14 protein-coding genes are annotated in these 14,021 nt (G+C 45.0%); 13 read left to right on the forward strand and 1 reads right to left on the reverse strand.

The annotated features are described in order from the left end of the window. Positions 1–127: 127 nt before the first annotated feature. The 13 genes from luxS (at position 128) to dinB (ending at position 12,989) form a co-directional block, all read left to right on the forward strand. Complete coding sequence (gene luxS, locus HUB64_RS10180) at positions 128–637, forward strand: S-ribosylhomocysteine lyase (protein WP_028761570.1); 510 nt, start codon at positions 128–130, stop codon at positions 635–637. Between the two features lie 164 nt (positions 638–801). After that, complete coding sequence (locus HUB64_RS10185; RefSeq protein WP_173246442.1) at positions 802–2,856, forward strand: TonB-dependent receptor; 2,055 nt, start codon at positions 802–804, stop codon at positions 2,854–2,856. 401 nt (positions 2,857–3,257) lie between these two features. Continuing rightward, a complete protein-coding gene (locus HUB64_RS10190; RefSeq protein WP_028761568.1) occupies positions 3,258–4,592 on the forward strand; it encodes a Na(+)-translocating NADH-quinone reductase subunit A in 1,335 nt (444 codons plus the stop codon). After that, positions 4,592–5,791 (forward strand): NADH:ubiquinone reductase (Na(+)-transporting) subunit B, encoded by a 1,200-nt coding sequence (locus HUB64_RS10195; protein ID WP_105250021.1) that lies wholly within the window; start codon positions 4,592–4,594, stop codon positions 5,789–5,791. Before HUB64_RS10190 ends, HUB64_RS10195 begins: the two co-directional genes overlap by 1 nt. Then, entirely contained in the window at positions 5,784–6,572 is a 789-nt protein-coding gene (locus tag HUB64_RS10200) for a Na(+)-translocating NADH-quinone reductase subunit C (protein WP_028761566.1), read from the forward strand. Before HUB64_RS10195 ends, HUB64_RS10200 begins: the two co-directional genes overlap by 8 nt. Further along, complete coding sequence (locus HUB64_RS10205; protein WP_006080467.1) at positions 6,572–7,204, forward strand: NADH:ubiquinone reductase (Na(+)-transporting) subunit D; 633 nt, start codon at positions 6,572–6,574, stop codon at positions 7,202–7,204. Before HUB64_RS10200 ends, HUB64_RS10205 begins: the two co-directional genes overlap by 1 nt. A 5-nt stretch (positions 7,205–7,209) precedes the next feature. Beyond that, positions 7,210–7,818, forward strand: coding sequence for an NADH:ubiquinone reductase (Na(+)-transporting) subunit E (gene nqrE, locus HUB64_RS10210; RefSeq protein WP_006080469.1), 609 nt, complete (start codon positions 7,210–7,212; stop codon positions 7,816–7,818). Between the two features lie 46 nt (positions 7,819–7,864). Then, complete coding sequence (gene nqrF / locus HUB64_RS10215; protein ID WP_028761565.1) at positions 7,865–9,121, forward strand: NADH:ubiquinone reductase (Na(+)-transporting) subunit F; 1,257 nt, start codon at positions 7,865–7,867, stop codon at positions 9,119–9,121. 98 nt (positions 9,122–9,219) lie between these two features. Next, on the forward strand, positions 9,220–10,266 hold the full coding sequence (locus HUB64_RS10220) for an FAD:protein FMN transferase (RefSeq protein WP_105250020.1): 1,047 nt from the start codon (positions 9,220–9,222) through the stop codon (positions 10,264–10,266). 15 nt (positions 10,267–10,281) lie between these two features. Next, entirely contained in the window at positions 10,282–10,506 is a 225-nt protein-coding gene (gene nqrM, locus HUB64_RS10225) for a (Na+)-NQR maturation NqrM (protein ID WP_105250019.1), read from the forward strand. A 253-nt stretch (positions 10,507–10,759) separates the two neighbouring features. Further along, complete coding sequence (gene bfr, locus HUB64_RS10230) at positions 10,760–11,233, forward strand: bacterioferritin (RefSeq protein ID WP_173496933.1); 474 nt, start codon at positions 10,760–10,762, stop codon at positions 11,231–11,233. A gap of 9 nt (positions 11,234–11,242) precedes the next feature. Further along, the gene (bfr, locus tag HUB64_RS10235) at positions 11,243–11,710 is read left to right on the forward strand and encodes a bacterioferritin (protein WP_011918791.1); all 468 of its coding nucleotides are present in this window, start codon (positions 11,243–11,245) and stop codon (positions 11,708–11,710) included. A 202-nt stretch (positions 11,711–11,912) separates the two neighbouring features. Continuing rightward, positions 11,913–12,989 (forward strand): DNA polymerase IV, encoded by a 1,077-nt coding sequence (dinB, locus tag HUB64_RS10240; RefSeq protein ID WP_173496934.1) that lies wholly within the window; start codon positions 11,913–11,915, stop codon positions 12,987–12,989. A gap of 44 nt (positions 12,990–13,033) precedes the next feature. Here dinB and HUB64_RS10245 read toward each other — a convergent pair whose 3' ends face one another. Next, positions 13,034–13,933, reverse strand: coding sequence for a LysR family transcriptional regulator (locus HUB64_RS10245; protein WP_028761561.1), 900 nt, complete (start codon positions 13,931–13,933; stop codon positions 13,034–13,036). Between the last annotated feature and the right edge of the window lie 88 nt (positions 13,934–14,021).

Consider the following 14,021-nt stretch of genomic DNA (forward strand, 5'->3'; position numbering starts at 1 on the left):
ATTTATATGAGATGATTTCATCTTAGATTATCTTGTTATCGGCGTAATTCATTTGGTGTTATGCTTGCAAGCCATAAATAGACAGTTACAGTGGCGTTGATGTCGCCCTGAGAATTTGGAGATCCCTATGCCATTACTTGATAGCTTTACCGTCGACCATACTCGGATGAATGCCCCTGCGGTTCGTATCGCTAAGCATATGAGCACGCCAAAGGGCGATGCCATTACTGTATTTGATTTACGTTTTTGCGCACCGAATAAAGAGATCCTCAGTGAGCGTGGTATTCATACTCTAGAGCATTTGTTCGCGGGTTTTATGCGTGACCATTTAAATGGCAGCGATGTTGAGATCATTGATATTTCGCCAATGGGATGTCGTACCGGTTTTTATATGAGTTTGATTGGTGAACCCACAGAGCGCCAAGTGGCCGATGCGTGGTTAGCCGCGATGGAAGATGTGCTTAAAGTGGTTGAGCAGTCTGAAATCCCTGAGCTGAATGAATACCAATGTGGTACGTATGAGATGCATTCATTAGAGCAAGCACAAGATATCGCCCGTAATATTATTGCGGCAGGCGTAAGTGTTAATCGTAATGACGATCTAAAATTAAGCGATGAAATTCTAGGTAACCTGTAATTGTTCGCACTCTTATAGTATGAGAGTGCTTCGTTAGTAAATTCAGTTTCCTGAAGTTAATAAGAGAAAGCGACGAGAGTCGCTTTTTTTTTCATTCAAATTCAGCTATTTTACAAGTTAATAACAAAAACACCGTACGCTAACAAAGTTTTTGGGAGCTTGGTATGCCTAGTCGTTACTTCACTGTATCACTTTGTGCAATTTCTGTATCTCTTGTCTGTTCTAGCACAACGTTCGCCGATGATCTTCACAGTCAAATGCTTGAATTGAACAAGCTCAATGACACATTTCATTCAACGTCTAATCGTTTAGCGTTAGGTCAATTGACGGCTTTGACGGTTTTGCCTGCGGATCTGAGTGGAAATCCCGCAAGCATCAGCATGCGTAGCGCGACTCAAGGTATTGCAGTATTACAAGATAGAGTGTATTTCTCTCCTGCGCCGTATTCGGCACCGCAATTACAACTCTTACCTAATCTGCTACAACAACAGAGTGTTACTGCCACCCCGATGGCAAATATGGCTGTCGGTGGGCAAGGTGCGTTTGGGGTGGTGAGTTATCAAACCTTACCTGTTGCTGAGCAGACCGAGAATAGTAAGGCGACTCTCGAGGGCAATACCGATTCAGAATACAGTGTCGATATGAATTGGGGGGTGAAGCAAAAAGAGTATGGCATGATACTCGCGGTTAATTATGCAGATAATAGCGGCGCCGATCACTTGCTCAATGGTCAAGACACAGACCATCAAACGACAGACATCTTATTTAAAATCAACGCCGCGAGTTTACTCGGCGCCAGAAGTCCACAGGTGACTGAGTTTACTTACCAGTTCCTCGATGATGATAGTTATCGCTCTCAGCTTGGGTTAACACAGGCCGATTGGCAACAAGATCCTATGAGTTTGTATTCGGCCACTGCGGCGGATAAACATCAGGGGCGACATCATAAGTACCAACTGTCTCACCAAGTTACGCTCAATGGTGGGCATAAGGTCACCACAGACTTTTACTACCAGTCTTATTCGCAGCAATTAAACCAACTCAATCAATTTGATGCGCAGATGCTCGATGCCCAGAGTCTTGCTGCGTTGGCCGCATTTGAACGTCAGCCGACAGTCGATGGCGTCTCACTGGCTTCTTTACAACAAGACAATGATTTCAGCTCCTTTGGGGCACAAACTGAATCAGTGAATCAGTATGGTGCCCATCAAATTATCTATAGCGCCCGTTATCATACGGATAAAGCCGAGATGCGCCTTGGCGATCAACAGAGTCTATGGCAGCAGGACTTGAGTTTAGTGAGTGATGCACAAAATGCATTATTGGCCTATACCGACGATGCAACAGCATTTACTTCGGCAATCGATTCTTTGTTTAATTGGGACGAATTACAGATAAAGCTCGCGCTTGCCTATGAACAAGTGAGCGTCAATCGCAAGGTCGATTTAGCTTATGTAGGACTGGATGCGGCTGATTTCTCCGACAGCGATTGGATGCCACAACTCGGTGTTTTATATGATGCTGGAGATTGGCGCTTTAGTACGGATATTCGCCGCTCATGGACCGCCGCAAGTGCGGGGAATCTTGAGCAAGAGGCGCAAGTATCATTGCAATATCAAGTCAGCGCCCAATATGCCAGTGAGCATTTTAGTGCTGACATCAAAACCTACGTTCAAGATTTTGATAACCGGCATGTCAATTGCGATGCGTATACCCAATGCGCCGACAGTCGTTTGTGGGTTCAAGGTAATGTTGTGGATGTACTGACCAAAGGAGTTGAGCTGAGTCTTGGCTACCAGTGGGATATCGGTAGTGTACAGTTACCATTAGTCTTAAATTATCAATATTCGGATTCGGAGTATCAAACCAATAGCTGTAACGAAATCCAAGGTTGCGTTGTGGCTGGTGATAGAGTGGCTTGGTTACCTGAGCAGCAATTGCATTTTAGTGCTGGAATGAAATATGCCGAATATGAATTGAATGCAAATGTCTTTTATCAATCCGAGAGGGAAATGGGCCAATTTGGCGCTGAATTACAGCCTATCGCAGTACAATGGCGGGTAGATTTAGCGGCTAATTATCATTTTGATCGCCACCATGAGATTTATTTTAGGGTAGAAAATCTCTTAGATGAGTCATTAGTTACGACAGCATCAAATAGCGGAATTCGATCGGAAAATGGACGTATTAGCTATTTAGGTTATCAATGGCGCTTTTAAATTGAGTTTTATTTTGTTTGAATTTAAATCAATTGAAACAAATAAGATCGATTTCGGCTGCGTTTAGTGGACGTTTCGACTTTTTGCTAAATTAAATCTTTAATTATTAATGCTATAGTACCCAGTGGCCGTAATATTCTCTCTTTCTGATCAGTCACTAGGTCGGAAGGTGAACGCCGTAGCGCATGATTCTTTTCAATCCGTATTTTAGGTTTGAAATCACCTATAATTTTCGTGGCGATGCCAAGTCAATTGGGGTAAAATGCGCGCGACCAGCGTGATTGCGATCGCATTTCTGTGATAAATCTGCGCTAGCTCAATGCAGTAGGTTTTGTTTAAAACCTAAGTATTTAGCAGGAACGCGGCGCATTGTCTTTCCTTCAAACGTAGTGCTTGTGGATATGATTACAATTAAGAAAGGATTGGAACTGCCTATAGCAGGCGGACCAGAGCAAGTTATCCATAATGGCCCAGCCATTAAACATGTAGCTACTTTGGGTGAAGAGTATATTGGCTTACGTCCAACGATGAAGATCAAAGTGGGCGATAAAGTACAAAAAGGCCAAGTTCTTTTTGAAGATAAGAAGAATTTAGGCGTTAAATATACGGCTTTAGCCAGTGGTACTATATTAGACATTAACCGGGGCGCCCAGCGTGTTCTGCAGTCTGTTGTCATTGAAGTGGAAGGAAACGACAGCGTTGCCTTTGCTAAATATGATGCCACTGCACTTGATACGCTCGACTCGCAGTTAGTCCGTGACAATCTGATTGAATCAGGTTTATGGACTGCTTTGCGTACTCGTCCTTTTAGCAAAGTTCCTGCTGTAGACTCTTCTGCTGCTGGTATTTTTGTAACCGCAATAGATACTCAACCTCTTGCCGCTGATCCCGTTGTGGTGATCCGTGAGCATAAAGAAGATTTTGCTAATGGTCTTAAGGTCTTAGCAAGACTTACTGACGGTAAAGTTTACCTTTGTAAAGCGCCTGGCGCTGATATTCCTGCCGCAAACGCCCAAGTTGAAGAATTTGCCGGTGTGCACCCTGCAGGATTAGTCGGTACTCACATTCACTTCTTATTGTCTGCCTCTGCAAAACGTACCGTTTGGCATATTGGTTACCAAGATGTAATAGCAATTGGTCAGCTATTTACGACGGGTGAACTCAATACCGAACGTGTTATTGCGATCGCAGGCCCTAAAGCGGCTAAGCCAAGACTCGTACGCACTGTTGTGGGCGCGAGCATGACTGAATTAACCGCAGGTGAAGCCTTAGATGGCAATGTTCGTCTGATTTCAGGCTCTGTTCTGAATGGTCGTACAGCCGTTGGCCCACAAGGGTATTTAGGTCGTTACCATGTTCAAGTAAGTCTGTTAGAAGAAGGTACAGAGAAAGAATTTTTAGGCTGGGTATTACCAGGCTCAGACAAATATTCTATCACTCGTGCATTCTTAGGACATCTTGCTCCTTCTCGTCTGTTCAGCATGACGACCAGTACAGGTGGTTCAGACCGCGCTATGGTGCCAATTGGTAACTATGAGCGTGTAATGCCATTGGACATTCTTCCTACTATGTTGTTGCGTGACTTGATTTCAGGTGACTTTGACGGTGCTGCTACGTTAGGCGCGTTAGAGTTAGATGAAGAAGATCTCGCACTGTGTACGTTCGTATGTCCAGGCAAGTATGACTACGGTTCATATCTGCGTGACTGTCTAGATACGATCGAGAGGGAAGGCTAATGAGCTTGAAAGATTTTTTCGAACGTATTGAACCCGACTTTGAAAAAGGCGGTAAATACGAAAAGTTTTATGCCCTATTCGAAGCGGCATACACGATTTTTTATACCCCAGGTAAAGTGAACAAGGGCAAAACCCACGTTCGCGATAACCTCGACCTAAAACGTATGATGATTACGGTTTGGGCTTGTGCTTTCCCTGCGATGTTCGTGGGTATGTACAACGTAGGTTTACAAGCTCAATTAGCTTTAGTTGCTGGTTTTGCTACCCCTGACGTATGGCAAGTGAGTTTGTTCAGCATGTTCGGTACCGAACTGACGGCAAACTCTGGCTGGCCTGCGCTGATGTGGTATGGCGCCTGTTTCTTCCTACCTATCTACGCGGTGACCTTTGCCGTCGGTGGTATCTGGGAAGTGCTGTTTGCCTCTATCCGTGGTCATGAAGTCAACGAAGGTTTCTTCGTTACCTCTATCCTGTTCGCTTTAACGCTGCCAGCAACTATCCCATTATGGATGGTGGCGCTGGGTATCACCTTCGGTGTGGTCGTGGCGAAAGAAGTGTTCGGTGGTACAGGGCGTAACTTCTTAAACCCAGCACTAGCGGGTCGTGCCTTCTTGTTCTTCGCTTATCCGTTGAACATGTCAGGTGATACCTCATGGGTTGTGGCTGACGGTTACTCAGGTGCAACTGCACTGAGCCAAGCGGCGTCTGGCACTTTAGATTACGCAATTAACCAAAACTGGTGGGATGCGTTCTTCGGTTTCATTCCAGGTTCAGTGGGTGAAGTGTCTACATTAGCGATTCTGTTAGGTGGTTTGGTCATCATCTACACGCGTATCGCTTCATGGCGCATCGTTGGTGGTGTAATGGTGGGCATGATTGCCATTTCTACGCTGCTTAACGTTGTCGGTAGCGACACTAATCCAATGTTTGCAATGCCTTGGTACTGGCACTTAGTGTTAGGTGGTTTTGCGTTTGGCATGATGTTTATGGCGACAGACCCAGTGTCAGCGTCATTTACTAACCAAGCTAAATGGGCATACGGTATCTTGATCGGTGCAATGGCTGTGTTTATCCGCGTGATTAACCCTGCATTCCCTGAAGGCATGATGTTGGCAATTTTGTTTGCTAACTTGTTCGCGCCATTGTTCGACCACTTCGTGGTTCAGGCAAATATCAAGCGGAGGATTGCCCGTGGCTAGTAATAAAGATTCGTTCGGCAGAACCTTATTTATCGTCGTTGGCCTGTGTCTAATTTGTGCGATATTTGTGTCTACTGCAGCAGTGTTACTGAGACCGACTCAAGCAGAAAATAAACTGCTTGATAAGCAAAAGTACATTCTGGAAGCCGCTGGTCTTATCGATACTAAAGCTGGCAAAGTGACCAAAGCGCAAATTCTAGATACATACGGCAAACACATCGAAGCTAAACTGGTCGATTTGAAAACGGGTGCTTGGGTTGAGGGTGTTGATGCTGACACTTATGATCAACGTAAAGCGTCTCGTGATGTGAAAACCTCATTTGTACCTGAGAATGACATCGCTTCAGTGAAACGTGTTGCTGATAAGGCTGTGGTTTATCTTGTTCGTGACGGCCAAGGTAAATTAACCAGTGTCATTCTGCCAATCCATGGTTATGGCCTATGGTCTACTATGTATGCCTTCCTTGCTATGGATGCTGACCTAAACACAGTGCAAAGCTTAGTCTACTACGAGCACGGCGAAACGCCGGGCTTAGGTGGCGAAGTGCAAAATGCTCAGTGGAAAGCGAAATGGCATGGCAAAAAGTTATTTGATGAGCAAGGTAAACTCGCTATCAGCGTAACGAAAAACCCAACTGTTGCTAGCACTGAGTACGGTGTAGATGCATTATCTGGCGCAACCTTAACGAGTAACGGTGTACAACATTCACTGACATTCTGGTTGGGTAAAGAAGGTTTTGCGAGTTTCATTGAAAAAGCACGCAATGGAGGTCTCAACTAATGTCTGACGCTAAAGAACTGAAACAGGTTCTGACCGGACCTATAGTCAACAACAACCCGATTGCTTTACAAGTACTTGGTGTATGTAGTGCATTAGCGGTAACGAGTAAGCTCGAAACTGCACTGGTAATGGCGTTGGCGTTAACTGCGGTAACTGCGTTTTCGAACCTGTTTATCTCAATGATCCGTAATCATATTCCAAGCAGTGTGCGTATTATCGTACAGATGACCATTATTGCCTCTTTGGTAATCGTGGTTGACCAATTGCTGCAGGCTTATGCTTATCAGATCTCTAAGCAGCTGTCGGTATTCGTCGGTCTGATTATTACGAACTGTATCGTAATGGGTCGTGCCGAAGCCTACGCGATGAAAACACCGCCAATGATGAGCTTTATGGATGGTATCGGTAACGGTTTAGGTTACGGTGCAATTCTGTTAGCTGTTGGCTTCGTACGTGAACTGTTTGGTAACGGTTCTCTGTTCGGTGTTGAAATCCTGCACAAGATCTCTGATGGCGGCTGGTACCAACCAAACGGTCTGCTACTACTGCCTCCGAGTGCGTTCTTCCTGATCGGTGTTTTGATTTGGATTATTCGTACCTATAAGCCAGAGCAAGTTGAAGCAAAAGGGTAAGTGCGATGGAACATTATATTAGCCTGTTAATTCGCTCTGTTTTCATTGAAAACATGGCACTGGCCTTCTTCCTAGGTATGTGTACTTTCTTGGCTGTGTCTAAGAAAGTCACTACAGCCATGGGCCTCGGGATTGCGGTAGTTGTAGTGTTAACTATCTCTGTCCCAGCAAACCAAGTTATCTATCAAGGGCTGCTAGCTCCTGGTGCACTTGCTTGGGCTGGCGCACCTGAAGCTGACTTAAGCTTCTTGAAATTCATTACCTTTATCGGTGTGATTGCGGCTTTGGTTCAAATTCTGGAAATGGCACTGGACAAGTACTTTCCACCTTTGTACAACGCATTAGGTATTTTCTTACCTTTGATCACAGTGAACTGCGCGATTTTCGGTGCGGTATCATTCATGGTTGAGCGTGACTACAAGCTGGGCGAGAGTGTAGTGTTTGGTTTCGGCTCAGGAGTGGGTTGGGCATTAGCTATCGTATTGATGGCCGGTATCCGTGAGAAGCTGAAGTATGCCGACGTGCCTAACGGCCTACGTGGTTTAGGGATTACCTTTATCACCGCTGGTTTGATGGCCTTAGGTTTCATGTCGTTTTCAGGTGTGTCTCTGTAAGAGACACATAACGGCTTCTTGAATTGGACCTTCTAAGGATAAGTTAATGGATATTCTTGGTATTTTTAAATCTACTCCGCTCGAGGTTTACCTCGGTGTGAGTATGTTTACTGCTATCGTCCTCATCTTGGTATTAGTGATTTTATTCGCTAAGTCTAAGTTAGTGGCTAGTGGTGACATCACGATCGGCATTAATGACGATCCTGAAAAAGCGATTACAACCGGTGCGGGCGGTAAGTTGTTAGGCGTTTTGGCTAACAGCGGTATCTTCGTATCGAGTGCGTGTGGTGGCGGTGGCTCATGTGGCCAATGTCGCGTGGTGATTAAGTCTGGCGGCGGCGATATTCTGCCAACGGAACTTGACCACATCAGCAAAGGTGATGCCCGTAAAGGTTGTCGTCTTTCTTGTCAGGTTAACGTTAAGAACGATATGGAAATCGAGCTTGACGAAGAAATCTTCGGTATCAAGAAATGGGAATGTGAAGTTATCTCTAACGATAACAAAGCCACTTTCATTAAAGAACTGAAGCTGCAAATTCCTGATGGCGAGTCTGTACCATTCCGTGCTGGCGGTTATATTCAAATCGAAGCACCAGCTCATCATATTAAATATGCAGATTTTGATGTACCTGCACAATACCGTGGCGACTGGGAACACTTCGGTTTCTTCAATCTTGAATCTAAGGTTGATGAAGAAACTATCCGTGCATACTCAATGGCTAACTACCCAGAAGAGTTCGGTATTATTATGCTGAACGTGCGTATTGCTACGCCTCCACCACGTAACTTGACACTGCCTTGCGGTAAGATGTCATCTTACATTTGGAGCTTAAAAGCTGGCGATAAAGTGACAATTTCTGGCCCATTCGGTGAATTCTTCGCGAAAGATACCGATGCAGAAATGGTGTTTATCGGCGGTGGTGCGGGTATGGCGCCAATGCGTTCACATATCTTCGACCAGCTGAAGCGTCTTCAGTCTAAACGTAAGATGAGCTTCTGGTACGGTGCACGTTCTAAGCGTGAAATGTTCTACGTAGAAGATTTCGACGGCCTAGCGGCTGAGAATGATAACTTCGTATGGCATGTGGCACTTTCAGATCCTCAACCAGAGGACAACTGGGATGGTTACACAGGTTTTATTCATAACGTATTGTATGAAAACTATCTGAAAAACCATGATGCCCCAGAAGATTGTGAGTTCTACATGTGTGGACCTCCAATGATGAACGCTGCCGTAATTGGTATGTTGAAAAATCTTGGTGTCGAAGACGAAAACATCCTGTTGGATGACTTCGGCGGCTAATGTTCATTAGTCCTAGATAGAAAAGTTGCAGATGTTGAGGTTAACCTTTCATCTGCAACTTTTGCATTTAAGGGCCCAAATAAGAGTAGTAGGTCACTATGTTTCAGACCTTAAAGATCAATACCTCAGCGTTAAAGTATTCATTTAACTGGCTAGTCCTCGTGGGACTGGCCTTTTTTGTTTCAGCCTGTTCTAAGCAAAACGAAGTCATTTCGTTGGCCGGTAGCACTATGGGCACGACTTATCACATTAAAGTCGTCCCGAATGAGCAGATGCCAACGGCGCAGTTACTTCAAGCGGAAATTGATTTAGCCCTTGAGCTAGTCAATGACCAGATGTCGACCTATCGGCCTAATTCAGAATTATCCCGTTTCAACCAATTGCCATTGGAGCAAAGCGTTGAAGTCTCACCGGATACCATAAAAGTGGTGCAAGAGGGAATACGTTTATATCAAGTGACGGATAAGGCACTTGATATTACCTTAGGTCCTTTAGTTAATCTGTGGGGTTTTGGACCTGATAAGCGTCCAACGAAAGTTCCGACACAGGCTGATATTGATGCGGCTAAAGCCAAAACAGGGATTAGTGAACTTTCCATTGAAGGCAATCGTCTAAGTAAGCACAACACCCATTTATATGTAGATTTATCATCAATCGCGAAGGGATTTGGGGTTGATAAGATCGCTTCTATTCTTGATAAATACCATGCGACTGGGTATTTAGTTGAAATTGGTGGCGAACTGAGTATCAAAGGTGCCAAAGGTGATGGAAGCTCTTGGCGTGTTGCTATAGAGCAACCGACCAATGATGGCTCTGAAGCCGTACAGCAGGTTATTGCACCTGGTACTATGGCGATGGCGACTTCTGGTGACTATCGTAATTATTATGAAGAAGACGGCCAACGTTTTACGCATATAATCGATCCGCGTACTGGTTTGCCGATAAATCATAAGTTAGCATCCGTGACGGTATTGCATCAAAATTGTATGACGGCCGACGGTTTTGCGACGGCCATGATGGTTTTGGGCACAGAAGCATCATTGGAGCTTGCCAAGAAGGAACACTTGGCGATAATGCTAATCGAAAAGCAAGGCGACGGATTTAAGGTCTATTACAGCGACGCCTTCAAGCCTTTCCTTATTTAGTTTTTGGAGTAAACCATGACCTCTTTTATTGCGGCATTTGTGATCTTGTTAGTCTTCTTTTTGCTCATGTCGATTGGTTATCTCATCAAGCGCAAAGCCGTTGAAGGAAGTTGTGGCGGTTTAGGTGTTCTAGGGATTGAGAAAGCGTGTGATTGTGATGACCCTTGTGACAAACGTAAACGTCGTATGGCCGCTGAAGAAGCGCGTCGTGAAAAGTTAACGAAAGACCGCATTATCTAAATAGTCTTGATTCGATCATAGCCTCCGATTTAGGGGGCTATTTTTTTGCCTCGTATTTTCTTACACGGGTTAATCATTTGAGATTTATCCTTGGGATTAGAGTGGGATAGCAAGTTAATCTAAGCAGGAATGAGAATGCTTTTCATCATTAAGTGAGTGAAATATAAAGATAATTTGAGTTGGTCGATAAATTGTACTAGGCTAGAAGCTTGATTTAGATCAATCTTTTCACGCTTACCAAGGATAGTAACTTATGAAAGGTCATCCTAAAGTGGTTGGGCAACTGAATCGGGTGCTTACCTGTGAGTTGACCGCCATCAATCAATATTTCCTCCATGCCCGCATGTTTAAACATTGGGGCTTAGAGAAGTTAAACCACGTCGAATACAAAAAATCCATCCAAGATATGAAGCACGCCGATAAGCTCATCGAGCGAGTGCTGTTTTTGGAAGGTCTGCCTAATCTGCAACAACTCGAAAAACTTCGCATTGGTGAACATAGCCAAGAGATGCTCGATTGCGATCTGGCCATGGTGCAAGAGCAGCTTACATTGCTGCGTGATGCGATCAGCTTGTGTGAAGCTGAACAGGACTATGTGAGCCGCGATCTGCTGGAAGATATTCTCGAAGACGAAGAAGAGCACTTAGATTGGCTTGAGTCGCAGCAAGAGCTCATTACGCTAACCGGTATTCAAAATTATCTACTATCGCAAATTAGCGACCAATAGGAGCAAGATATGAAAGGCGATAAAGACGTCATCGATGCGTTAAATCGACTCCTAACGGGAGAACTCTCGGCAATGGATCAGTATTTTGTCCATGCCCATATGTATGAAGATTGGGGCCTGAATGAACTCTATGAGCGTATCGCCCATGAGTCAGATGATGAGAAAGCCCATGCAGCCAAATTAGTGCAGCGCATTTTATTCCTCGAAGGTACACCCAATGTTGCCGCCCGTGAGGCATTGAACATAGGTAAAGATGTAGAAGAGATGCTACGTAATGATCTTGCCTATGAATACAAGGTCGCGGACGATTTGCGCAAAGTGATTGCACTGTGTGAGCAGAAGCAAGATTACCAGACCCGCGAAATCCTCGAAGTATTACTCGACGATACAGAGTCTGACCATATGTATTGGCTCGAAAAACAACTTGGGCTTATTGACCGTGTTGGATTGCAAAACTACCTGCAAACTAAGATGTGAGCCTTAGATTGTTAGGTTGAGTAAATACCTAGGCCACTGAGTGTAATGGCCTAGGAAACTCAGTTATTAAGCATGTCTGTTGTTCCTCACACTTGTCTTGTTCTCTTTTCCAGCGCTAGGCCACATCTTATTGGCCCAAATCTATCAGGAATACTTGATTACTGTTTTTATATACAGTATTTTGGCATTGGAGGAATTCAACGTGCGAAAAATTATTCATATCGATATGGACTGCTATTTTGCTGCAGTGGAAATGCGCGACTTTCCTGAGTACCGTGGCAAGCCTTTAGCCGTGGGGGGGAGTAGCGACCGTCGCGGTGTTATCAGTACTTGCAGTTACGAGGCACGTAAATTCGGTGTACGTTCAGCAATGGCAACGGCTTATGCCTTTAAGTTGTGCCCTGAGCTGATTTTAGTACCAGGCCGGATGCAGGTTTACAAAGAAGTGTCGCTACAAATTCGTGAAATATTTTCTCGCTATACCCAATTAATTGAGCCGCTTTCCTTAGATGAAGCTTATTTGGATGTGAGTGAGTGCCAGCAATATAAGGGCTCAGCGACCTTGATTGCCCAAGCGATTCGTCGCGATATCTTAGCCGAAACGGGTTTAACCGCATCGGCGGGTATCGCGCCAGTAAAATTTTTAGCTAAGGTCGCCTCGGATCTGAACAAGCCAAACGGCCAATATGTCATTGCGCCAGAGACGCTTTCTGAGTTTGTTAAGACCTTATCGCTGCGTAAAATTCCCGGTGTTGGTAAAGTCACCGCAGAAAAGCTCTCTTCGCTCGGGCTCAATACCTGTGGTGATGTGCAAGCTTATTCTAAACCTGAGCTCTTAGCGCGATTCGGTAAGTTTGGTGGTGTGTTGATTGAGCGTTCCCAAGGCATAGATGAACGGGGGATTTCTGCCGACAGAGAGCGCAAATCAGTGGGGGTTGAAACCACATTAGCAAAGGATATTTATAGCTTAGAGCAGTGCCAGCAGGTGATGCCGAGTTTGATCCAAGAACTGTCGTTGCGTTTAAGTCGCAGTGCTAAGGAACGCAAAATACATAAACAGGTGGTCAAACTTAAGTTTAACGATTTCAAGCAGACTACAATTGAGCACCGGAGCGATGAAGTCTCGATTGTAATGTTCTATGAGCTACTCGCACAGGCTATGGAAAGGCAAGAAGGCCGCGGCATTCGTCTATTGGGGATTTCAGTTGGCCTTACTGATTCTACTCTTGTCGTCGCCACAAGCTTAAACGGCCAGACTCAGCTGGATTTAGCACTCTAGCCGTTTATTGAGTCGATAAGCCGCAGACTCATGCCTGCATTGGCTCAATAAGCCTCGGGTGGATTCGCCAACATAAAATCAATTAACAGTCTGACTCGTAAGGGCAGGTTGTCTCGATCGCGATACATCAAGTAGGCGGTACGCGGAATACCTTGCCACTCGGGCAGTATTTGAATGAGTTTGCCACTTCGTATCTGTTCACTCGCCATGCTGATGGGTATGAGTCCAATCCCAAGCCCCGCCACCACGGCCTGACAGGCAATCGCCATATCATCGACGGCTAATTTGATATTCCCCCTTGGTTCAAACTCGACATTTTGCCCTGTGCTATTGTGCTGTAAACGCCACGTTTTTGTGGGCTTGGCGATGATAACCGGATGCTGATCCAGCTCTTCAATGGATTGCAGCGCATGCCACTGCGTTGCCGATGTGCTGGTGCAAAGTACAAAGCTAATCGTGGTAAGTGGCCTTGCAATCCAATCGGGATCTTTAGGTTCGCCCACTCGAAAGGCGATATCGATGGCGTTTTCACTGACATCGATATTCATGTTCGACAGACTTAAATCGATATCAATATTGGGATAATGCCGTTGGAAGGCGTTGAGTGATTCACCTAGCCAACGATAGGTTGTATTGATGGGCGCCGAGATCCGCAATTTGCCAACCGCTTGATGTTTATCCGCATGCAACTCACCAGATACCTGGTTTAACTCGATAAATAGCGGGCCGCAGCGTTCGAGATACCGCTGACCTGTGGCGGTAAGGTTGACTCTATGGGCGTCTCTGTGCAGTAAACGCAGACCTAAGGATTGTTCTAACAGATTGATTCGACGGCTTAAGGTTGAAGGTGGAATGCCTAAGTGCTGCGCCGCGAGCTTAAAACTCCCTTGCTGTGCCACTACCCAAAATAAGCGCATATCGTCTAAGGAATAATTAAGTTTCATATTTGGAATTTAAGCTCTCAATCTTGTTGGTTTTAATAATATATGAAACTTATAAACTAAGCTCAATCCCAATTACCTCCCTAGAGGA

It is taken from the genome of Shewanella sp. ISTPL2 (assembly GCF_013283205.1).
GTDB lineage: Bacteria > Pseudomonadota > Gammaproteobacteria > Enterobacterales > Shewanellaceae > Shewanella > Shewanella oncorhynchi.

Excerpts from the sequence above, each read along its gene's own strand:
- luxS (WP_028761570.1), top strand. The coding sequence starts at position 128 with ATGCCATTACTTGATAGCTTTACCGTCGACCATACTCGGATGAATGCC.
- HUB64_RS10185 (WP_173246442.1), top strand. The coding sequence starts at position 802 with ATGCCTAGTCGTTACTTCACTGTATCACTTTGTGCAATTTCTGTATCT.
- HUB64_RS10190 (WP_028761568.1), top strand. The coding sequence starts at position 3,258 with ATGATTACAATTAAGAAAGGATTGGAACTGCCTATAGCAGGCGGACCA.
- HUB64_RS10195 (WP_105250021.1), top strand. The coding sequence starts at position 4,592 with ATGAGCTTGAAAGATTTTTTCGAACGTATTGAACCCGACTTTGAAAAA.
- HUB64_RS10205 (WP_006080467.1), top strand. The coding sequence starts at position 6,572 with ATGTCTGACGCTAAAGAACTGAAACAGGTTCTGACCGGACCTATAGTC.
- nqrE (WP_006080469.1), top strand. The coding sequence starts at position 7,210 with ATGGAACATTATATTAGCCTGTTAATTCGCTCTGTTTTCATTGAAAAC.
- nqrF (WP_028761565.1), top strand. The coding sequence starts at position 7,865 with ATGGATATTCTTGGTATTTTTAAATCTACTCCGCTCGAGGTTTACCTC.
- HUB64_RS10220 (WP_105250020.1), top strand. The coding sequence starts at position 9,220 with ATGTTTCAGACCTTAAAGATCAATACCTCAGCGTTAAAGTATTCATTT.
- nqrM (WP_105250019.1), top strand. The coding sequence starts at position 10,282 with ATGACCTCTTTTATTGCGGCATTTGTGATCTTGTTAGTCTTCTTTTTG.
- bfr (WP_173496933.1), top strand. The coding sequence starts at position 10,760 with ATGAAAGGTCATCCTAAAGTGGTTGGGCAACTGAATCGGGTGCTTACC.
- bfr (WP_011918791.1), top strand. The coding sequence starts at position 11,243 with ATGAAAGGCGATAAAGACGTCATCGATGCGTTAAATCGACTCCTAACG.
- HUB64_RS10245 (WP_028761561.1), bottom strand. The coding sequence starts at position 13,933 with ATGAAACTTAATTATTCCTTAGACGATATGCGCTTATTTTGGGTAGTG.